Source organism: Vibrio phycocola (assembly GCF_053850235.1).
Genome location: NZ_JBSQDJ010000008.1, coordinates 15,241 through 37,963, shown reverse-complemented (window position 1 = coordinate 37,963; position 22,723 = coordinate 15,241). Strand labels below are relative to the sequence as shown.

The 22,723-nt window shown below is 42.1% G+C and carries 19 protein-coding genes; 4 read left to right on the top strand and 15 right to left on the bottom strand.

Annotated features, from left to right (window positions below; genetic code table 11):
* Nucleotides 1-32 precede the first annotated feature (32 nt).
* Nucleotides 33-1,100, bottom strand: a complete 1,068-nt coding sequence (locus ACWU4D_RS12670; RefSeq protein ID WP_456051803.1) for an MBL fold metallo-hydrolase — start codon at nt 1,098-1,100, stop codon at nt 33-35.
* A gap of 107 nt (nt 1,101-1,207) precedes the next feature.
* Between ACWU4D_RS12670 and ACWU4D_RS12665 the strand changes: the two genes are divergently transcribed.
* Entirely contained in the window at nt 1,208-1,828 is a 621-nt protein-coding gene (locus ACWU4D_RS12665) for a TetR/AcrR family transcriptional regulator (RefSeq protein WP_456051802.1), read from the top strand.
* 65 nt (nt 1,829-1,893) lie between these two features.
* Here ACWU4D_RS12665 and ACWU4D_RS12660 read toward each other — a convergent pair whose 3' ends face one another.
* Entirely contained in the window at nt 1,894-2,670 is a 777-nt protein-coding gene (locus ACWU4D_RS12660) for a DeoR/GlpR family DNA-binding transcription regulator (protein WP_456051801.1), read from the bottom strand.
* Between the two features lie 481 nt (nt 2,671-3,151).
* Here ACWU4D_RS12660 and ACWU4D_RS12655 point away from each other — a divergent pair, with 481 nt between their 5' ends.
* Complete coding sequence (locus tag ACWU4D_RS12655) at nt 3,152-3,826, top strand: HAD family hydrolase (protein ID WP_456051800.1); 675 nt, start codon at nt 3,152-3,154, stop codon at nt 3,824-3,826.
* Nucleotides 3,827-4,049: 223 nt separating this feature from the next.
* Here the strand turns inward: ACWU4D_RS12655 and ACWU4D_RS12650 are convergent, their stop codons facing one another.
* From ACWU4D_RS12650 to ACWU4D_RS12640, 3 genes are all read right to left on the bottom strand, one after another.
* Entirely contained in the window at nt 4,050-4,571 is a 522-nt protein-coding gene (locus tag ACWU4D_RS12650; RefSeq protein WP_456051799.1) for a hypothetical protein, read from the bottom strand.
* Nucleotides 4,572-4,676: 105 nt separating this feature from the next.
* Nucleotides 4,677-5,195, bottom strand: coding sequence for a hypothetical protein (locus ACWU4D_RS12645; protein ID WP_456051798.1), 519 nt, complete (start codon nt 5,193-5,195; stop codon nt 4,677-4,679).
* A gap of 119 nt (nt 5,196-5,314) precedes the next feature.
* Nucleotides 5,315-5,617: a hypothetical protein gene (locus ACWU4D_RS12640; RefSeq protein ID WP_456051797.1), complete on the bottom strand. Its 303-nt coding sequence runs from the start codon at nt 5,615-5,617 to the stop codon at nt 5,315-5,317.
* Nucleotides 5,618-6,065: 448 nt separating this feature from the next.
* Between ACWU4D_RS12640 and ggt the strand changes: the two genes are divergently transcribed.
* Nucleotides 6,066-7,823, top strand: a complete 1,758-nt coding sequence (ggt, locus tag ACWU4D_RS12635; protein WP_456051796.1) for a gamma-glutamyltransferase — start codon at nt 6,066-6,068, stop codon at nt 7,821-7,823.
* An 80-nt stretch (nt 7,824-7,903) separates the two neighbouring features.
* On the opposite strand, the gene ACWU4D_RS12630 is transcribed toward ggt, so the two are convergent.
* From ACWU4D_RS12630 to cobA, 5 genes are all read right to left on the bottom strand, one after another.
* Nucleotides 7,904-9,661, bottom strand: a complete 1,758-nt coding sequence (locus ACWU4D_RS12630; protein ID WP_456051795.1) for a protein kinase domain-containing protein — start codon at nt 9,659-9,661, stop codon at nt 7,904-7,906.
* Between the two features lie 157 nt (nt 9,662-9,818).
* A complete protein-coding gene (locus ACWU4D_RS12625) occupies nt 9,819-11,288 on the bottom strand; it encodes a NarK family nitrate/nitrite MFS transporter (RefSeq protein ID WP_456051794.1) in 1,470 nt (489 codons plus the stop codon).
* A gap of 108 nt (nt 11,289-11,396) precedes the next feature.
* Nucleotides 11,397-11,741 carry a nitrite reductase small subunit NirD gene (gene nirD / locus ACWU4D_RS12620; RefSeq protein WP_456051793.1) on the bottom strand — a complete coding sequence of 115 codons (345 nt, stop codon included), beginning with the start codon at nt 11,739-11,741 and terminating at the stop codon, nt 11,397-11,399.
* 57 nt (nt 11,742-11,798) lie between these two features.
* Nucleotides 11,799-14,336 carry a nitrite reductase large subunit NirB gene (gene nirB / locus ACWU4D_RS12615; protein ID WP_456051792.1) on the bottom strand — a complete coding sequence of 846 codons (2,538 nt, stop codon included), beginning with the start codon at nt 14,334-14,336 and terminating at the stop codon, nt 11,799-11,801.
* Between the two features lie 60 nt (nt 14,337-14,396).
* Complete coding sequence (gene cobA / locus ACWU4D_RS12610; protein WP_456051791.1) at nt 14,397-15,227, bottom strand: uroporphyrinogen-III C-methyltransferase; 831 nt, start codon at nt 15,225-15,227, stop codon at nt 14,397-14,399.
* A gap of 394 nt (nt 15,228-15,621) precedes the next feature.
* Here cobA and ACWU4D_RS12605 point away from each other — a divergent pair, with 394 nt between their 5' ends.
* Nucleotides 15,622-18,120, top strand: coding sequence for a molybdopterin oxidoreductase family protein (locus ACWU4D_RS12605; RefSeq protein WP_456051790.1), 2,499 nt, complete (start codon nt 15,622-15,624; stop codon nt 18,118-18,120).
* A gap of 99 nt (nt 18,121-18,219) precedes the next feature.
* On the opposite strand, the gene ACWU4D_RS12600 is transcribed toward ACWU4D_RS12605, so the two are convergent.
* The 5 genes from ACWU4D_RS12600 to ACWU4D_RS12580 form a co-directional block, all read right to left on the bottom strand.
* The gene (locus ACWU4D_RS12600) at nt 18,220-19,026 is read right to left on the bottom strand and encodes an amino acid ABC transporter permease (RefSeq protein WP_456051789.1); all 807 of its coding nucleotides are present in this window, start codon (nt 19,024-19,026) and stop codon (nt 18,220-18,222) included.
* A 33-nt stretch (nt 19,027-19,059) separates the two neighbouring features.
* Nucleotides 19,060-19,839 (bottom strand): transporter substrate-binding domain-containing protein, encoded by a 780-nt coding sequence (locus tag ACWU4D_RS12595; RefSeq protein ID WP_456051788.1) that lies wholly within the window; start codon nt 19,837-19,839, stop codon nt 19,060-19,062.
* Between the two features lie 447 nt (nt 19,840-20,286).
* Nucleotides 20,287-20,745: a ComEA family DNA-binding protein gene (locus ACWU4D_RS12590; RefSeq protein ID WP_456051787.1), complete on the bottom strand. Its 459-nt coding sequence runs from the start codon at nt 20,743-20,745 to the stop codon at nt 20,287-20,289.
* A 295-nt stretch (nt 20,746-21,040) separates the two neighbouring features.
* On the bottom strand, nt 21,041-21,478 hold the full coding sequence (locus tag ACWU4D_RS12585) for an excinuclease (RefSeq protein ID WP_456051980.1): 438 nt from the start codon (nt 21,476-21,478) through the stop codon (nt 21,041-21,043).
* Nucleotides 21,479-21,758: 280 nt separating this feature from the next.
* Nucleotides 21,759-22,670: a diguanylate cyclase gene (locus ACWU4D_RS12580; protein ID WP_456051786.1), complete on the bottom strand. Its 912-nt coding sequence runs from the start codon at nt 22,668-22,670 to the stop codon at nt 21,759-21,761.
* Nucleotides 22,671-22,723: the final 53 nt, after the last annotated feature.

Below are 22,723 nucleotides of genomic sequence, written 5' to 3'. Positions count from 1 at the left end.
CAACGTTTCACCGCTTCTATAGGGTGACTCATTTACTTCTTTCGCCACCATGCCGATGTTTTAGACATGTCATTTATCGAGAGTTTCTCACCTATCTGCGGCGTCACCAACGAGACATTGTTTTGCTCTGCTAACGCAAAAATTCGTTCAAATGGTTCGTACCAAGGGTGCAATGCTAGATCGAACGTACCATTGTGTACTGGCATCAATGCCTGACCTCGTACATCTAAATGCGCTTGAAGTGTTTGCTCTGGCGTCATATGAATGTCTGGCCAGTCCCTGTCGTACGCACCGTTTTCAATTAAGGTTATGTCAAACGGGCCGTAACGTTCTCCGATCTCTTTAAAACCATCGAAATAACCAGAATCACCACTGAAAAATACGGATCTATCTTCGCTTTTTATCACCCACGATGCCCATAACGTTTTATTTCCATCATTTACACCACGGCCAGAAAAGTGTTGAGCGGGCGTTGCGGTAATTTCCACATGTCCCATTGTTGTATGTTGCCACCAGTCGAGTTCAACGATCTTATCACTACTTACGCCCCACTTTGTGAGGTGTCGTTTCACTCCCAATGGCACAACAAAATTCTCTACTTGGCGATGAATTTGTTGAATCGTATCCTTGTCTAAATGGTCATAATGATCGTGCGAAATAATAACGCCAGCAATGAGTGGCAAGTTTTCTAAGTCAATCGGTGGTTGATGAAAGCGTTTCGGTCCTATCCATTGAACTGGAGACGTACGCTCAGAAAATACCGGGTCGATGAGCCAGTATTGACCGTGCAAATTAAACAAAGTGCTAGAGTGCCCCAGGCGATACAAATCCAATTGGGTGCTATCAGGGTTCCCGGGCAATTCTATTTCATGGACAGGGATCGGCTGCACCGGTGTCGGCTCTATTCGTTTTTCCGCAATATAACGCCAAATCATCGAGGGTATACGAGAAGCATCCATACTTTTTGCGCCACTGGTGTTCGCAAATTTACTGTCGAGATACTGAGGGCTATCTTTGTAATTTGTTGTTTCTGGTTGTGTTGCTTTAAAAAACGTGCAGCTTAGCAGTGCCATTATTAATACCCACCATCGTCGTTTCATTGGAAAACCATAAAAGTAAACTATACGGTGTAGTTTACAACCTAATTACCAAAAGTAAACTAGTTAGTGTAATATTGTGTTTTAACGTTGAAATAAGCCATACGTAAATGAGTAACGAGAAAAATAAAAAAAAGACGATCAGTGAGCAAAAACGCGAAGCAATAGTCGAAGCCGCTTTACAGGAATTCACCGCCAAAGGGTTTAAAGCGGTAAGCATGGATGTGGTTGCCGCTGAGGCCGGCGTATCAAAACGAACGGTGTATAACCACTTTCCAAGCAAAGAAATCTTATTCCAAAAGGTCGTCGCTCATCTACTTGAAGCTAGTCAGAAGACGGAGTGTGCTCCTTACAACCCGAAAGCGACTCTCTCAGAGCAATTACTCAGTATCGGTCGAGCAGAATTAGATCTTCTCTCACAGTTAAGCTACCAAAAGGTCGCTCGAGTTATGATGATTGAATGCATTCGCTCCCCTGAATTAGCCGCCAGTGCTCTGGGGGAAATGAGCGGTCTACAAAACGGTTTACAGTTATGGCTTAAAGAGGCGGTCGCCGATGGCAAACTAAAGAAAATGGATGAGAACAATGCCAGCCGACAATTTTTCAGTTTGTTAAAAGCCAACGCATTTTGGCCACAATTACTGGAAGGAGCAGCGCCACTAAGTGATTCAGTGGCGCAGAAAACAATAGACGATGCTGTTGCGATGTTTCTTGGATTCTATGAAGTTTAACCCGTAGAAGGTATGTCTCTCTAATGCGTTAGGCACACCAAAAAGACTGCCTGGCTGTATTGGAATTATGCAATAACAACTTCACCAACCATACTTTCAATTTGAGCAAACTCAGGGTGAACGTGAGCCCCTTCATCGGTAATAAGCTTGGTTATTTTCGTAGGCGCTGCATACACAATTCTACTGGTGACACCAAACTTGCTGTTATCGGCTAAAATATAAGTCGATTTTGCATGGCTAACCATCGTAGAAGCAATTGCAGCTTCATGATGAGAATAGCTGCTTGCGCCAGAATTCAATGAAACTCCTACCGGTGACAATAGCGCTATGTCTGCTCGATATCGACAAAGTTCGGTTACTGTCACCTCCCCTGCTGTGGCTTGAGCAAGATGACCCATTTGTCCACCCAACAAAATCACTTCATGCTGCATTGGTAGATTATCATCGTTACTTGATAGCTTGCCCGCTAGGTCTAAGCTATTGGTAATAATCGTCAGTCCTGACATCGACATCAAAGGTCCTGCAAGCAGCGATGTCGTGCTGCCTGCATCGATAAACACAGTTTGACCCGCTCGCAGTTGAGTGACCGTCGCGCTAGCAATCGCTCGCTTTTCCTTTCCTTGAACACTATTACGAACCGAAAGAGGTGGCTCAGGCTCATCATCACATGAAATAACACCGCCATGAACACGTCTGAGGCGCCCCTGTGCTTCTAACTTAAGTACATCACGCCGAACGGTTTCTCTTGATACTCCTAGATGTTGGATTATCAATTCCGTCGACACATGATTTAACGTAGATAGTAGTGCGCAAATTCGATGTAATCGGGTTTCTTCTAACATGTTTGGTCCATTTTCTATCTAATGAATAGCACTTCTCTGAACAATTGGGCACCCTCTGAGGCGTCATATTTAAAATACGTCTCTCGAGAGATTAATACTATACCAACGGTGTAATTATCGCGATAAGACCTATCATATAGGTTGTAAAAAAGTGTTCTTCATTGCAAGTTACAACTAAATTGGCAATATAAAAGTGGATTTGTCTCTTCGGATATAAAATAGACTTAAATATTAATATTTAACTTATAAATCAATAAATTAAATACAATGAGCAACTAAGCCATTTAACAGAATGCGTCGAACAGCTTAAATTCCAGCTCTAAATATGAGTATATGTTCTACCTTGATTTATGTAAAATAAAGCATTTGTGTAATTTAGTGTATTTGATGTATATTAGTTATTCAAATCGAGATAAGTCTGGCTTTGATAAACAGACAGCCAAACGACTTTGCTTCAGATACTTACGGATGAGAGAGAACAATGTCTAAAGACTTATATATATTTGATATGGATGAAACATTGGTTGATGGCGATTGCTCAATGCTCTGGAACCAATTCCTTGTTGATGGCGGATATGTCGATATTCCAGATTTTTTGGAAACCGATAAAGCCTTGATGGCTCAATATGCTCGAGGTGAACTAGATATGGAAGAATATCTCGACTTTATTATGCAACCTCTTTTTAACCTCTCGATTGAATCTGTTGATAATATGGTGAATGAGTTCGTTGCAAAAAGTGTAACGCCAAAAATATTTACTCAAGCACAAACCCTTATCGCTTCATTAAAAGAGACGCCAAACGATATGCTGATTATTTCAGCAACGACAAGTTTTATTGTAAACAAAGTCGCCACATCATTAGGAATTACCGAGTCGATCGGCATTGATATGGTTACAGATGCTAATCGGTACACCTCAAAAATTAGTGGCGTCCCAAGCTATCGAGAAGGCAAAATAACACGTCTAAAAATGTGGCTTGAACAGACATCCAATAAATATGATGCTGTACATTTTTTTACCGACTCGATTAACGATCTTCCGCTATGCCAATACGCCGATCACGCGTATCTAATTAACCCTTGCGAAAAGCTCAGGGTCGCAGCAAAAGGTAAAAATTGGCCAATTTATGCTTGGTCAACGGCTACGAATACTTAGCCTTTCACAAGATTTCCACCACTCACAGGTAGCCTAAAAATACCTTGGCTACAAGCTCTGGATTCGACGGGAAATACCAATGTACATACGATGCAGTCAAATTATTTTTGCGTCGTACTGGGTCCATGGCTTTACCGCGTTGAGAACGAGACTCACCCAACGCAACTTCTTCCGATTCAGTTTTTGAATAATGGAAACTGTGGCCGCGTAAAAACTCTCCTTCTCACAATGTGGCTTCAACCAGCCCTAATTCCGCTAACCTAGGCTGCATCGACGCATGTTGATTCAGCACATTACACATATCACGACACTCTCCGTCGATATTGGTTAAACTCGTACCGAGATACATCATGCCACCACATTCTGCTAACGCTGGTTTACCTGCCTCGATATAAGCTCGAATCTGATTCTTAAGATCGGAATTATTCGACAGTTCATCCAAATACAACTCTGGATCCCCCCCCGGCAAATACAGCGCATCACACTCAGCCACTACCGTCTCTGATTCTGAATACTCTAAAGGCGAGAAGAAACACAACTCCGCCCCCATCTCAGTGACTAATTCTATATTCGCCTGATAAAGAAAACTAAAGGCCTTATCCCGAACGATCGCGATTTTCGTGCCGACTAAACGAGTAGCAATTAACGTGAAAATGAGATGACAATGTAAGCGAATCGTACAAGAATCTTGATTAGAGATAAGGTTGATGAAATAGGCAAAGACTTCAGGTTTTACAGCGGACACACAGATGTAGATAAGAGATCACTCCGAAGATGATAGTAGGCCTTACAAAGTGATGTATTTAGAAGAAGCGATAGTGAGTTTAAGTTAACACTAGGTTACGCACATTCAATCCAGTTTTGTAACTACTAAATCTGCCAACTCTTTAAATCGCTTCTTCTGTAAAAGATATATCCAGCCAATCAAAACGAATAAAATTATAGGAAAGCCAAGTACATTTGGATTTGAGTGATCCGCCAATACAGTCAAACCAATAAACGCAATCGAAATAATAATAACAAACCAATTAACAAATCCCGTTACTTTTACTTGTCCCTTATTGTTTATTTCAAGCTTACCTCGCATCATTGGTGAATAGGATGTTTTGCCAAGGCCTCCCCATGCTGCTTCTCTAAACCCTAGAATTTCATCTGAGAAACGTCTTACTTTAAATGACGCATATTTTGGAGATTGAAGTGATTTTTCCAATTCTTCAGTGTCGATAACTGACTGAGCCGAACATCTCGAGCTTGGTTGATAACTAAATACTGGAATACCATATGTAAAATAGATACGATTCCAAGTACTGTTAAGAATCATTTCTACAACGATAACTACGAATAAAATAGTGAAAAAAAACATTTCCATTATAAATTTCCTAACCCTCTTGTCTAACAGTGTAAGGGAGTTTTTAATATAGGTGAGTGAATTAATCACGCAGTAAGTATCACCCTGATCTGCAGTTAGCCATTAGTTTTTGGGATGGACTAGCTATACTCACAAAGTTCTATTTCATGATTATATCTTCCACCGCCATCTAAGCATCGATCTACATCAAGAAACTCTACTACATGAGGATAAGTATAATAAGCAAACCCAATGATTACAGTCCAAGCTATAACCCCGACGATTAGCTCAGCTCCACCTTCAATATCAGCTTTCTTAAATGGCCTACAGATAAAATAACCTAACCCCCTTATCAATAACGAAAGCACGAACTCAAACAATATCCAACCAAGAGCTCGTGTCACTACCTTTAAAACACCCCCTGCTATTTCTTCTACTGGCATCGAATTTTCTTTTGGTATCTCGCGCACTAAGTACTACATTTATTAATATTTTAGGCAATATTTCAGTAATTTTAGCTCCCTAACCTAATTAACCAATTTTAGTTCTAATTTCTCAGCATCCAACAGTTCATCATCATTATGCCACCTTGTAGCTCAATCACCGCGCGATGTAGCATTTGAGTCACCAAGCTAAGCATCGTCGCACAACCTATTTCCGTTATCTCTCTAGGTTGGACAACTATAGCAACACCTATGTACTGTAAAACTTTAATACGTTAGATATAAAATCTAGTATCGCACTTGATATGTATTTGATAGTATCGTTGATAGCTAACTTGTTTAATAACAAAGATATAGCCTTACCTGGTTCTCTAGAATAGCTTTTCTAAAAGTAGAACATGACCTCTACCAGAACCAACCATGCCTTCATTACATAAAAGGATCTCATATGAAAGGTAAATTTACCAAAACGTTTCTTGCGCTATCACTCGCCCTTTCAACGTCACACGCTTTTGCTGCTGGTGCGCAAACGACGGACAATATTGCTCCAGAAGCCGCAAGCGCGATTCAGGAAAAAACTCTAGTTCAAAGCCAAAAGTATATGGTTGCCGCAGCAAACCCAATCGCAACTCAAGCCGGTTACGATGTATTAAAACAGGGCGGTTCCGCAATTGATGCCCTAGTCGCTGTTCAAATGATGCTAGGTTTGGTTGAACCGCAATCATCAGGATTAGGCGGTGGCGCATTTGTTGTGTACTACGATGCAAAAACCAAGAAAACCACAACATTTGATGGCCGAGAAACCGCTCCTCTTGCTGCAACACCAGAGTTATTTCAAGATGCCGAAGGTAACCCGCTTAAATTCTATGATGCGGTCGTTGGTGGGCGTTCAGTCGGTACTCCAGGTACCGTTAAACTGATGGGTGAATTGCATGACAAGTTCGGCCAATTGGCGTGGAAAGATCTTTTAACACCAGCTAAAGAGTTGGCAGAAAAAGGATTCGATGTCTCTCCTCGCTTAGCCGGAGCCATTGAAAGCGACCGAGAAAAACTCAGTCGTTATCCCGATACTGCGGCGTATTTCTTCCATGAAGATGGTACGCCACTCGCTGAAGGAGAAGTTCTTCAGAACCAAGAATACGCAGATACTCTAGCGATGCTCGCTGAAAAAGGCGCAGATTCTTTCTACTCAGAAGAGTTCGCTGCTGGCATTGTCAACAAGGTACAGAACATCACCGACAATCCTGGTGTATTGGCACTTCAAGACTTTCAAACTTATCAAATAAAAGAACGTGCTCCAGTTTGTATGCCGTACAAACAATATGAAGTTTGTGGGATGGGACCTCCGAGTTCTGGTGCGCTTACTGTTGGACAGATTCTAGGTATTTCTAGCCAATTTGATCTCGCTTCTATGGGACCTGATTCCGCACAAGCATGGCAAATCATTGGTGATGCCTCTCGTTTAGCGTTTGCTGACCGTGGCCGCTATATGGCAGATACCGATTTCGTACCAATGCCTGCTGGCCTACTCGATGAAGAGTACCTCGCAAAACGTGCAGCATTGATTGAACCAGGTAAAGCTCTAGAAAGCGTAGAACCGGGTCAGCCACGCTGGGAACAGGCTATCGCACAAGCAGACGACATCGCCATTGAGTTACCGTCTACCAGTCATATTTCGATTGTCGATGCTGAAGGTAATTCGGTTTCAGTAACGACTACCATCGAGAATGGCTTTGGCTCACGCGTTATGAGCAACGGTTTCTTGTTGAACAACGAACTGACAGACTTCTCGTTTAAGTCTTACAAGGATGGCTACCCAATTGCCAACCGTTTAGAACCAGGTAAACGTCCACGTTCTTCAATGTCTCCAACCATCGTTCTTAAAGACGGATCACCATACTTAGTAGTGGGTTCTCCGGGCGGTTCTCGTATTATCGGTTATGTATCGAAAGCACTGATTGCTCACCTTGAATGGGGAATGGATATTCAAACGGCTATTAGCTTACCAAACATGCTAAACCGCTTTGGCACCTACGATCTAGAGAAAGGAACGGCGGCTGAGCGATTTAAAGAACCGTTGGAAGAAATGGGATTCAAGGTTAATATTCGTGACTTGAATTCTGGCTTACAAGGCATATTAGTCAGCACTGATCAGCTTTCTGGTGGTGCCGACCCAAGACGTGAAGGCATCGTATTGGGTGATTAATTTACTTAGGCAAAAAATAATGGCCTAAGCGCTGATATAAACCAGTATCACTCAGATTGTGATACTGGTTTTTTTACATCCTAGCCATGCTCAAGCAGAAGCAAAAATTCAATTACCGCGACACCAACGGCCAACAACGCAAGTCCTTTCCAAAACACAACAGGGTTTCTCTGCATCAACGGGCTCTCTTCAAACTCTTTTTGCAGCTTTTTATTTGGCGTATAGAGATCAGCAATAAACTCACTCAACGCGGGGTAACGTTTAGAAGGCTGATGGTGAGTCGCTTTTTTAAATGCGAGATCAACCCATGTCGGAATATCTTCTCTATGTTGAGAGATAGCGCGATACTCCCACTTAGTGTGCCGTGCGGATTGTAAATTTTGGCTATTCGTTTCTTTATACGGCAAATGACCGGTCAGCATTTCGTAGCCAATCACCGCCACTGAAAATAGATCGGATGTTGTGGTTGCTTCATTTTCCAAGATATATTCTGGCGCAATGTAGTTAATGGCTCCCAGTGGAATGGTATCCGGATTTTCGGGAGCGATCTCTTCCAAGCCTAAAACCTTCACCGCGCCCAAGTCGATAATTTTAACTGCGCCAGATTCCGTCACCATAATATTTTCAGGTTTAAGATCCCGATGCACCATATCCGCACGCTGTAACACCCGAACCGCACGAATCAAATCGTCCATGATTTTACGGACACTTTGGAGGCCAGGGTTGGGATTATCATACATCCATTGTCGTAAATTTATACCATCGATAATTTCACTTAATTGGTAAGCAAACTTTGATGCTTTCGGCGTCGGGTAAATCTTCATTATCCGGTCACTGGTTAACTGAGACCCAACCCAAGATTCATTGGCAAAGTTTATAAGATAATTCGTATCATCACTGTATTGCATCGATGGCGCTTTTAAAATCATCTGCTTGCCAGATTCAAGTTCGGACACAAGGTAAACATGACTTCGCGACCCTTCATAGACAATGCTTTCAACTCGATAATCATCGATCACATTCCCCACTTTCAGGGCTGGCGGAATGGTGCGAGACAACATCAATTGCTGATGTTCCATAACCGACTTATCCGGCAGATTGATAACATCGATGATCAAACAGCTCGCATTATCTTGGCTGCCATTCACAATCGCTTGATTGCCAATCTCGCGGCTTAAATCTTCAAGATCAATGTTATGACCAGTACGAGTAAAGTCCGCCAAGGCACCATGTTCGATAAAATCGTGCACCCCATCGGTGGTCAAAACAAATCTATCGCCTTCTTGTAGAGCGACTTGCTGATAATCGACCTCAAGTTTGCTGTCCATACCTAGGGCTCGAGTGAGGTATGCTCCTTTGCCAAAATTCACCCGTTGATGGTCTTTGGTTAGTAGGGTCAGCTTGTTATCTCGCATCCGGTAAATTCGCGTATCACCGACGTGAAATAAGTGCGCCGTGTTTGACTTGATAACCAGACAACTGAATGTCGTGACAAGCCCATTATGAGTTAGTCCGTGCTTTGCCCCTTCGTTATACAACCAAGTATTTAGAGACGTTAGAATCTGCCCAGCAGAGTGTTTGATGCTCCAACTTTCAGGAGTCGCAAGATAATCATTAATAAACTGGATAACCGCGGTGTGGCTAGCTTTCTGGCTATTAACACTGCAACTCACCCCATCAGCAATACAGGCTACGGCTCCTTTATGCTCTAACTCATTGCGTTTCTCAGGAACCTTCACCAAAATCGCGTCTTGATTTTGGCTACGAGTCCCAATCAATGAACTTCCCGCATGGTTAAGTGTTAGCTGCTTAATCTTACTTCCAACATCTGACTGCATAAGCTCTCTTTACTATTATTCAATAGAAAACAATATTTTGTAGAAGGACAAAAGCTCAGCCTAGTTTACCCAGCTGAGCTTTTGAACGATATTGAAACAAGTGCGTACTCCAATATCTCCCGATCTTTTTGTTTAATAACTGCGGGTCAGTTTCAGTTTAGTGTGAAACATCAATCATGGTGACGCTTCCGTCTTCATTCACTTCTGCGATTTTACCGCTTGGCTCTTCCATAGAGAGTAAAACAATAAATCCTAGTACAGCAGTACCCGCGATCACATAGAAGAAAGTCTGGTAATCAACAAACGAGAGTATCGTTAAATAAGTTACCGCTCCGACGTTACCGTATGCGCCTGTCATGCCTGCAATTTGCCCCGTCATACGACGCTTAATCAGTGGAACTGTCGCAAAGACTGCGCCCTCGCCTGCTTGAACAAAGAACGAACACGCCATCGCTGCAACAACCGCTAACCATACTGGCCACTGACTGTCTACCTGACCCATTAGGGCATAACCCACCGCCAGACCAGCGGTTAAGATAAGAAGTGTTGGTTTACGGCCAAAACGGTCTGAAATCCAACCACCACCTGGACGTGACATCAAGTTCATAAAGGCATAGGCCGAAGCAACCATACCCGCAACAACTGGAGTCAGTTCAAACATATCAGAGAAGAACAGCGGCAACATAGAGACAACCGCAAGTTCTGAACCGAAGGTCGCAAAGTACAGAACATTAAGAACAGCAACTTGCTTAAATTTATACTGATGGATTTCTTCAACTGGCGTGGTGAAGATATTTTTGTTTACTTTCCATACTTGGCTAAGCTCGAGTAGGTAAAGTGCTAACAAGCCACCATAAATGCAGTTAACAACAAAGTCGGACAGCATCGCCACACCAGCAGGTGAAAGTTTCCACGCGAGCAATGCAAGAACTGCATACATTGGAATTTTCATAATAAGCAGTAAGAAAAAGTCTCCTTTCGATGTCACTTCCATCGCACTTAAATGCTTAGGTTTGAAGTAAGTCGACCCTTTCGGAGTATCAGAAACATTGCGGTAGAACACAACCGAGAACAATAAGCTCATTAAGCCGGTAATCGCAACGGCATAACGCCATCCGTCTTCACCACCAAACATAAGAGCGAGTGTTGGAAGTGTGAATGCCGCCGCAGCTGAACCGAAGTTACCCCAACCGCCATAGATACCTTCTGCTGTACCGAGCTCGTTATGTGGGAACCATTCAGATACCAAACGAATACCAATAACAAAACCTGCGCCGATAAAGCCTAATAGGAAACGAGCGATGGCCGCTTGAATAAAACTATCGGCAAACGCGAACATAAAACAGGGAATCGAACACACGGCTAACAAGGCAGAGTAGACGATTCTTGGACCGTATTTATCGGTAAGCATACCGATGACCACTCGAGCGGGTATGGTTAATGCCACGTTTAAAATCAGCAATGTTTTGATTTCTTGAGTGGTTAATCCGAGGGTTTCTTTAACCATTTGCAGTAATGGCGCAAAGTTAAACCACACGACAAATGTGATGAAAAACGCTATCCAGCTCATATGCAGGATTTTCATTTTTCCTTTAAACGACATTATGGAGAATTTAGTGTCTTCCATTTTACTTCCTTTACATCTCGTCTTGATTTTTAATAATTGTAATAATAATGTTCACGCCAATATTCAGTCGGAATAAAGGCGTGTTAATACTTATAATATCTCTTCTATTTACGCGACCATCGCTTGTGAAAACTGAACTTGAACTGAACCGTTGTGTTCACGAATAGGATAAGTGTCTAATTGGTATTCTGGCTGTTCTAAGCACTCACCTGTTTCCAAACTGTAGTGCTGCTTGTATAGCGGAGATGCAACACAAAGTTTGCCATCGATGCCACCAATAATGCCACGAGAAAGAACATTCGCTTTTCCTATCGGATCGTAATTAGAAATTGCGTATAACGATTGCGTTCTAGTACAACGAAATACCGCAACTTGCTTCCCTTCAACCAATGCGCAAACACCTACATTGGGAGCCAAATCTTCTATAGAACAGATGGTTTGCCAATTTTCCATAATGATTCTCCTAACTATTTCAATTCTTTAACGTAAAGTGTGTTCTGTCGCTATCGACTAAGATACTTCAACGATTTCAATTTCATTCTCAAGTTCAGGCTCTGGGAAACGCTGGTCACGGACCGAGATAAATTTCAATCCCTCGTCACGCTTATCACTATTGATAAAATGACTAAAGCGTTTCAGTTTCTCTGGTGACTCAATCGTGGTTTTCCACTCACATTGATAGTTAGCGATATTCGCTTCCATCTCTTTCTCGAGCTCTTCACACAGATTTAATTTATCTTCAATAATGACTTGTTTCAGATAGTCCAACCCACCGTCTAAGTTCTCCATCCAAACCGACGTTCGTTGCAAACGGTCTGCGGTGCGGATGTAGAACATAAAGATGCGGTCGACGTATTTGATTAGTGTTGCTTCATCAAGGTCAGATGCAAACAAGTCGGCATGACGTGGACGCATTCCGCCGTTACCACATACATACAAATTCCAACCATTTTCGGTTGCGATGATACCGAAGTCCTTCGACTGAGCTTCAGCACACTCTCGAGTACAACCAGACACACCAAACTTCACTTTATGTGGCGCTCGAACCCCTTTGTAGCGGTTCTCAAGGTCGATAGAGAAGCCGACACTGTTGCCAACGCCGTAACGACACCAAGTACTACCAACGCATGATTTAACGGTTCTCAATGACTTACCGTAGGCATGACCCGTTTCAAAACCTGCGTCGACAAGTTTCTTCCAAATAGAAGGCAAATCATTTAACTGCGCGCCAAATAAGTCGATGCGCTGACCACCTGTCACCTTGGTATACAAGTCAAACTCTTTCGCGACTTCACCCAATACGATAAGCTTGTCAGGGGTAATTTCACCACCCGCAACGCGAGGCACTACTGAATAAGTACCGTCTTTTTGCATATTGCCTAAATAGATATCGTTGGTATCTTGAAGTTCGATGTGTTCGTTTTCGAGGATGTAGTCGTTCCAGAATGACGCGAGAATTGAGCCAACAGCAGGTTTACAGATTTCACAACCTAAGCCTTTTCCGTATTGAGTTAATAACTCATCAAACGTCTTAATTTGGTTAACACGGACGATATCGCTGAGTTCCTGACGTGAATAAGCGAAGTGTTCACAAATATCATTGTTGACTTCCACACCAAGGTTTAGCAATTCACTATCAAGTACCTGTTTTGCCAACGCTGAACAGCCACCACAACCAGTTGATGCATTTGTGGTTTCTTTCAATGCCGCCATCGTTGTGCAACCCGCGGCTACGGCTTGTTTGATATCACCTTTGGTTACATCAAAACATGAGCAGATCATTGCGCCATCTGGCAAAGCATCGATACCCATGCCCGGTGAGTCATCTTCTGCGAGGTTAGAGAGAATCAACACCGCTGGATTTGAAGGCAGCGGCATATCATTTTGCATCATTTGCAGTAATGTACCGTACGCTTCAGCATCACCGACAAGTACCGCACCAACAATTTTCGTTCCATCTTCAGAAATAATGAGACGTTTATAAACTTGTTCAATCTCATCATTGTAAGTGAAAGACTGTGCGCCTTCCGTGCGGCCATGCACTTCGCCGATACTAGCAACATCAACACCCAGAAGCTTAAGTTTGGTGCTCATGTCTGCACCAAGGAATTCGACTTGCTTCTCTTCTTGCATCATGTGACTGGCTGCGACTTTCGCCATCTGGTAACCCGGCGCAACAAGGCCGTAGATTTTGTTATCCCATAATGCACATTCACCAATTGCATAGACATCTTCATGATTCGTTTGGCAATTGTTGTTAATAACGATACCGCCACGTTCACCGATTTCGATATCAGAGCTTCGCGCTAATTCATCTTGAGGACGAATACCTGCGGAGAAAACGATCATGTCGGTCTCAAGTTCAGTACCATCAGCAAATTTCATGCAGTAACGAGCATCTTTACCAGCCACGATTTCAGTTGTTGCTTTCTCGGTATGAACTGACACGCCCATGTCTTCTATCTTGCGACGTAGGAGCGCACCGCCCCCTTCTTCAAGCTGAACCGCCATTAAGCGAGGTGCGAATTCAACCACATGGGTTTCTAAACCGAGGTTTTTAATCGCATTTGCGGCTTCTAGACCAAGCAATCCACCACCGACGACAACGCCACTTTTACTTTGTTTACTTGATGCTTCAATTGCGTCGAGATCTTCAAGAGTTCGATAAACAAAACAATGCTCTTGGTCGTTACCAGGAATCGGTGGTACAAACGGGAAAGAACCCGTCGCCAACACTAACTTGTCGTACTCTTCTACGCGACCAGAGGCGGTAATGACTTGCTTTTCTGCGGTATTGAGCTGAGTAACCTTTTCATCTACAACATATTTAATGCCGTTTGCTTGATAGTAAGGCTCATCGGTCATTGCCAAGTCTTCAGCCGTCTTACCTGTCAGATAAGACGTCAACTGTACTCGGTCGTACGCTAAGCGAGACTCTTCTGAAAAGGTAATAATCTCGTAATCATTACTGTCACTTTTTATTAGTGTGTCGATAAATTTGTGACCAACCATGCCGTTGCCCACTACTACGATTCTTTGCTTGCTCATATTGTCATCTTCCTAATAGTAAATTTATAAACCAATGTCTGTGCGTTTTTCACGTCTAACTTAGGCGGACATTCTTAGGTTATATTCCGTTTTTACCGACACATCCGAACGTTCAGATAATTGTTCAAGCCATTGCATCTGGCTCGCAACCGACACAACCTTACCAATCACAATAAGTGCAGGTGATTGAATGTCGTGCTGCTGCTTAAGTTCAGTCAATTGCTTGAGCTGTCCGGTAAACGTTCGTTGTTTTGGCGTGCATCCATTCTCAAGAAATGCGACTGGAGTTTCAGGATCCATCCCTCCTCTAATAAGCTGCTTAGAAATCATGTCTGTTTTACTAAGCCCCATATAGATAACTAAGGTTTGATTCAATGTTGCTAATGCGGGCCAATTAATCTCAAGTTTCTTGTCCGCATGTGCTGTAATAAACGTGCAGCCTTGGGCAAGGCCTCGATGAGTGAGAGGTATCTGTGAATAACTGGTGCAACCCGATGCGGCAGTTATCCCCGGAACAACATCAACAGCTATGCCTTTTTGAGCAAGTAAGAGCATCTCCTCTCCCCCGCGACCAAAGACAAAAGAGTCACCACCTTTTACTCGGCAGACATCGACACCCGATAATGAATACTTAATTAAGATATTGTTAATTTCATCTTGAGTTGAACTGTGCTGCCCTTTTGCTTTTCCGACATACAGCTTTTTTGCATTTGCAGGAAAGAGAGCTTGGATTTCATCACTAACCAGGTTATCAAACACTATCAATTTTGCCTGCTGAATAACTCGCAGTGCTTTAACGGTTAATAGATCGGGGTCTCCGGGGCCAGCGCCAACAAGCGTAACCACCCCAGGGCGAGTCACTGAAACTGCGTGGTTGTGATTTGTATTCATAATCGGGTCCTACATTTCAACTCATAATTTCCATTTCGAGAAATGCAAGAGTGGTGCCCAGATCACAAAATCATGCACAATAAATAAAAATTAACTTATTTAACAAATAGATAACTCAAAACCTTTAAAATTAAAAAGTAAGAACCAGTGAAAATTAAAAGCAAAGTTACCTAAAAATGAGCCTTGATAGTGCAAAAAACTCACTAATGGTGCAAATGCAGTAACTAATATGGGTAATATAGTAAAATACCACCTACCACTTTAGGGGTAGATCGATATTTAACTATCTGTTTTAAATAATAAAAATATTATACTTTCAAATTTATACCAAGTTGGTTCATAAGTTGCTACATACCACTTATTAGTAATAGTTTAAGAAATTTGGAGTTGAGCCGTGACACAATCAAACGATGGATGGATCAAAACAACATGCGCCTATTGTGGAGTAGGATGTGGTGTTGAAGCCCGCCCGAAAATGTCCGGTGAGTTGGAGATCAGAGGTGATAAAAGCCACCCTGCAAACTACGGAAAATTATGCACTAAAGGCATTGCTCTAGGTGATACCGTGATCCATGATGGACGCCTGCTGTCACCTATTGATTACAGTGTTTCAGGTGGTAGAGATCTAGGCTGGGATGAAGCGACACAAATGGTCGCGGATAAATTCTCTAAAACTATAGAAGAACACGGACCCGACTCTGTCGCATTCTATGTATCGGGCCAACTGCTAACAGAAGACTATTACCTCGCCAATAAACTTATAAAAGGGTTTATGGGTACCGCGAACATTGATAGTAATTCTCGCCTTTGTATGGCGTCGGCGGTTGTGGGATACAAACGCGCCTTCGGGTCGGATACCGTACCAGTGTGTTACGAAGATATGGAGCAATCTGATCTCGTAATTTTGGTTGGTTCAAATCTCGCTTGGTGTCACCCTGTTATCTTCCAACGGCTTCGTAGTGCAAAGCAAGCCAATCCAAACTTAAAAGTGATTGTCGTTGATCCTCGTGCTACTGATACCTGTGCGATTGCCGACGATCATCTAGCGTTAAATTCAGGCTCTGATGTCGCCCTGTTTAATGGCTTACTCAATTACCTCGCAGATAACAATCACCTTAATCAAGCTTATATCGACTCTTATACCAACAATTTCGATCAGGCACTGGAGTCTGCAAAACAAGAATCTGATATTGAAACCATTACCGGACTTTCAAGTGAGCAGTTGGAAAGCTTCTATCACAGTTTTGCCAACACAGATAAAGTCATTACTGTGTATTCACAAGGAGTGAATCAATCAAGCACGGGATCCGATAAAGTAAACAGCATTATTAATTGTCACCTTGCCACCGAGAAGATCGGTAAAGAAGGCATGGGACCATTCTCAATTACAGGTCAACCGAATGCGATGGGTGGCCGTGAAGTGGGCGCACTCGCAAACACTCTTGCCTCGCACATGGAATTCGAAAACCCACACCATCTTGATCTGATCAGTGAGTTTTGGGGCACAGAGAATCTCGCTACCTCAGCAGGTTTAAAAGCCGTTGATATGTTTGATGCGATGGCCGAAGGCAAAATCAAAGCCGTATGGGTAATGGCAACCAATCCGATGGTCAGCTTACCAAATACCGACAAAATACGACAAGCGTTAGAAACCTGCCCATTTGTAGTGGTATCTGACTGTATTGCAGATACCGAAACCACGCGCTTGGCCGATCTCGTATTGCCCGCCCAAGGGTGGAGCGAAAAATCCGGCACTGTTACTAATTCAGAACGACGAATCTCGCGCCAACGTAAGCTGATGCCAAGCCCAGGTATGGCAAAACCAGATTGGTGGATCATCAGTCAAGTTGGCCAAAAAATGGGGTTCACCGATGCCTTTAACTTTCGTCACGAAGGCGAGGTTTTCCGCGAATACGCTCAGCTTTCAGCACATGGAAATACCCAAGGAGAACGCGATTTCTCGTTGATTGGCTTAACTCAATTAGATGACAAAGGTTATAGCCAATTGTCCCCACAACAGTGGCCAGTCACCGAGCTGCAAACTGACATTGTCAATCAACGCTTATTTAGTGACGGACGGTTTTTTACTGCCGATCGCAAAGCTAACTTTATATCTGTTAAGCACTCAGCACCAATTGCTAGCACCAGTGCCGAGCACTCACTATTGCTCAATAGTGGCCGAGCTCGAGATCAGTGGCATACCATGTCGAGGACGGGACTGTCAGCAAGACTTGGTGACCATAAATCTGAGCCGTATGTACAGATTCACCCAGATAGCGCGAAAAAGTTTGGGATAAAAGACCGCCAGATTGTTGAGATATCGAATCAGCAGGGTTTGTGTGTGGCGAGAGCAGAACTGACCGAAGATGTGTTACCAAATCAGCTCTTTATGCCAATACATTGGAACAATACCACAGCAAAAAACTCAAAACCTTGTGATTTAATAGCCCCACATACCGATAATTTTTCTGGTCAGCCAGAGTTCAAACACACTCCGGTTAAAATTGAGCCATGCCATTATCACAGCACCGCCGTGTTTATTTCTCGCACGACTGTCGATTTTAATGAGCAAGATTACTGGGCTCGCCAGAAAATCGAAGATGGCTACTTATATCGTATTGAATCAACACTTTCTGCATATGAACTTGCCCAACAGTTGCGTGAAAAAATGGGCGTGAACATTGATCGTGTTGCCACATTCGAATCGGGAGAAAGTGGAGTGCAACATCGCTTTGCTTCAGTGATTGGGGAGAGGGTTCAGCAAGCGATTTACGTTCAAGCGTCTCTTGACGAACAATTTATTAGTGACTACATAAACCGTTATAACAAACCATTTGATGGCGCGATGGAAGCAGAGTTTCTGGGGAATGCAGAATTAAACGAAGTAGCCTAACTTCTATACCCAAGTAACCTAAAAAAACAGCCACACTGTTATCAATACAGTGTGGCTGTTCTGTTTAAGCTAACTAACTCATTAATACGAATAAAACAATTACCGTTCTACTTTCAACCAATGTTCAAGCCATTTGACCATCAGCGACAACATTATGGTCATCACTAAGTATAAAAAAGCGACCATGTTATAGGTTTCAAAAAATAAGAAAGTTGAGGACGAATACACTTTACCCAACTGGGTAATATCTTGAACACCCAATGCACTCACTAGTGCCGAATCTTTAATCATCGCCACAAAGTCATTACCCAATGGAGGTAGAATCGTACGAAATGCTTGAGGCCACACCACAAGACGAAACGCCTGCCAACGTGACAACCCCAATGCTTGCGCCGCTTCAACTTGCCCACGACTTACGGCTTCGATTCCCGCTCGGAAAATTTCAGCAATAAAAGCACTATAGCCAATCATTAAGGCAAAAATAGCCCGCCACGTAAAATCAAAGTCACGGACCGTAAACGATGACAGCCATTGCCATTCAATAGGATAAGTAAACAGCCAGTTCGCAAAACCAACTAACTGCGGGGCTCCAACGAAGGCAATATAAAACAGCAGTACGAGCATTGGAATACCTCGTACAACTTCAATATAGAAGGTGGCAACTTCACGAACAACACGATGGTTAGATACCCGCATGATAGCAAACACAAGCCCAAGCAGTGTTGCTAACGCAAACGCGACCAAAGAAACGAATAACGTAACCCCAACGCCATCAAATAGTGCCGAGAGAATGGTTCGATACCCTTCATCCGCAACCATCTGCCAAGCAAATAAAATACATAATAAGGTGGCCGTGAGCAGCCACCATGGCAGGCGTGAAAACCCTGAAGGTTTAGTCTGTCTCATATTGGTAAATTCAACCTATAAAGCGAACAGCAATTATTGGTTGTAGTCAAAAAACCATTTCTGATTTAGACGCTCTAGCGTGCCATCTTCTTTCATCGATGCAATAGCCGCATTTACAGGTTCAACAAGATCGGAACCCGGTGTGAAAATAAATCCAAACTCTTCTGTACCCAGTGCGTCACCGATAACCTTCAATTTACCTGGGTTTGCTCCAATGTAACCTTGTGCAGAAGTCGCATCCATCAGTACCGTATCAACGTCACCAGAGATCAGCGCTTGAACTGATGCACCAAAGGTTTCAAATAGTTTAATTCTTGGGTTAGCTTCATTACCATCAAGTATATCGTATACCGCAACATAGAAGTTTGTTGTTGCTGGTTGAGCTCCCACTAGGTTTTTATCGTTCTCCGCAAATGTTTTTGCGTCGGTAAAACCAGCTTCATCAGCTCGTACTAACATAAATTGTTGTGAAACCATGTATGAATCAGAAAAGTCGATTTGGCTTTTGCGCTCTTCATTGATCGTAATACCGTCCATACCGACATCATATTGACCAGTACGAACCGCTTGAATCATGGTTTCCCAACTGCTCAAATTCCAGACCACTTTCGCATTTAAACGCTTTGCGATCTCGTTGAATGCATCGTACTCCCAGCCAACACCTTTGCCTGTTTTTGGATCGGTAAAATTCAGAGGTGTGTATGCATTTTCCGTAACTGCATGTATTTCCTTTCCTTTAAGGTCGGGTAAATCAGCCGCAAAAGACGACAGTGATGTAAGAGCAGAGAGTAAAGCGACCAATAGTACGCGCATTGTGGAACCTTTTTAAACATGAAGAAGTTCAAATATTTTATCAGAGTTCTTCGTCGATTCCATCAGATATCTTGAAGTAAAGACATTTACACGGCTAAACGGCTTAAGAGAAATAAAAAATGCGCCCATTTGGACGCATTATGTCATTATTCGATAGCAATATTGTTGCCATCAGAAACACGCGCTATTAACTGGTTATAGCGAGAAATAGAACGGTAAATGGTGCAACTAATCCCAGAAAAGCAGCCCATGCAAAGAAATACATATACGTTTGTTTAAAATCCATAACTCTACTCTCTTACCCATGATTTATATCGTTAATATTAAGGCATTATAATATAAAATGTAACGAAATAATTTAGAAACTCACGCTGAAATGGATAAACACTCATTGCTCGAAAAACAAGAATGCATAATATCAATCAACGTAATACCAGTGCGAATACTCTAAATTTTTACATATGACTTCATTTTCTTAAATGTTTTGTCACCAATGCCTTTTACATTGAGTAAGTCATTCGCTTTCTTGAATTTACCATTAGCCTTACGATGTTTAATAATGGCCTTAGCAGTCGCAGGTCCAACACCAGGAAGTTGAATTAATAATGCTTCATTCGCAGTATTTATATTAATAGGTTTTGATGGTGCTTTTTTTGGTGACTTCGAAGCAGTAGATTTAGTTGTAGATTTCGTACTCTTTTTTGTTGAGTTTGTCGATTTATTCGAGCTCGTACTTTTTGTCGTAGATTTAGTACTTTTTGTCGAGGATTTGGTGCTCTTTTCCGTTGATTGGAGTTTTTTCTCTGCCGTTTCTTTCGTTGATGCTGCATAAGCATCTGTAGGTACAGTTGTCAGTCCAACAAACAATGACAAGATAAGTACGAGACCAAGATTAACCGCTTTCATAGTAATTCCTTCTGGCATTTTTTTGAAAAAAAAGAGTATACACTTATCGCTCCATATTTTCGTTGTTAAAAAAGTTAATGCCTTGTTTGTTTTGTCTTTCTCACTTTTGAATCGTGGATAGTAATACGATCGATTACTCTGGGAATCGAAGTTAAGCGCTTACAAACAAGCACCAAACTATGGGTAAAGCAGTATTCATAAAATAAAGCCACAAACGCGATTCGCATTTATGGCTCATTATTTAGAATTCAATGACTCTTAGGCTAGAGTTTTTTAAATTCTAGCAAGGTATACATTACTTAAGCGTCACTACTTTTCCTGTCAACGCAACACCAGCTATGACATTTCCCGCTCCACATTGGAAAGTTTCAGAACTGGACACAAGGTTATTTTTATAGTTCGATTTAATTTCTATAACCGCATTCCCACCTTCTTTTAATGCTCTATCTTTCAGAGTAATCATTGCTGAAAGGAATGCCCAATTACAAGCCTCGCTATCTGATTTATTAAAGGCATTGGTTTTTTTATTGGTTTTAAATTCACCAAAATTCTGTTTGATCTTACCATGGCGTTGGTCACCAAAATAAAAAGAAATATCTGAACCCAATTTCGCCTCAGCATTTGCAGATTCCATAGCCGCCTTGAGTGGATACTCCTTCACATCATTTCTTGCAAAAGCATTTGATGAAAGAAGCATGAGGGCAGACAACGCTAATATTACAAATTTTCTCATTGTTTTGATTTCCTTAATTTATTATTCATTTATGGCGCTAACAGCTAGCTCTAAATACCGACTAACGATTAATCTGGTAAATGTTATCAAACACCATGATGATTTAACACATAGCAATTCAAAGAATACGTATCAAATGCGATATTGAGATTATCAGTGATATTTAAGACAAGCATCACTAAGCGTTTCAAAATCATGTCCTTATCCAACTAATGCAACCAATTGTTAGGAAAATAAGCCACATAGTGTCGAATGTTAGTGAACATAAATTTTAGATAGCTCAACTCACAAACTTATTTCTTCCGCTCTGCTTCGCCCGATATAAGTTAATATCAGCTTTATTAATCAAGTTTTCTAATGAAGTCTCTTGAGTGGGAACGAGCGACGCACAGCCTATACTCACTTTCAAAGCGAAAGAATAGTCAAAATCTGAGTTATGATTTAACGATATCGCATTAATACAGCTTAATATCTGCTCAGTGCGCTGCCTAGCTTGAAGCAAGGTTGTATTACCAAAAATGATAATAAACTCATCACCACCTAAACGAGCACATAATTCATTTGGACGTCGAACCATTTCTTTAAGAATCGCGCCCAGTTTAACTAAGCACTCATCACCGAAGGCATGCCCATATGTGTCGTTTAGGCTTTTAAAATAATCAATATCGATTATCGCAACAGCTAGCGGTGTTTTCTCTCTCATATTAAAACGCCACTGCTCATCAGAAAATTCAGTAAACTTACGTCGATTTGCAATTCCAGTTAATGCATCTTCCAAAGCAAGCGCTTCCGCTTTTTGCTCAGCGAGTTTTCTCTGTGTGATATCTTGATGAGTCACAACAAAATAAGGTGAACCTTCCCAGTTGAGCGGCGACATTCTCATAATGAACCACCTCTGTTCGGTCGGACTATGGCAGGGATATTCATAAGTGAAGGTGCCTTCATTTGTGGTGATAATTGCTTTTATTCCTTTGGCTACCTTAGTGAAATCACTATCGACTTGAGATGATGTGCAGCATTCTAAATAATTAACATTCGTCCACTCAATCGTTCCCCCTCCATTGAGAGATGAGAAATTAATCCAGCTTTGGTTTACAAATACAATTCGCCCCTCTCCATCGATAACTGCCAATTGTTCTGGTAATGAATTGAGAACCGATTCAAAAAAATATGTGGCATTACTTGATTCCATTCAATGAGCCCTATTCCATTTAGCACTGCTATTAACTATGAGATTGCATTCTT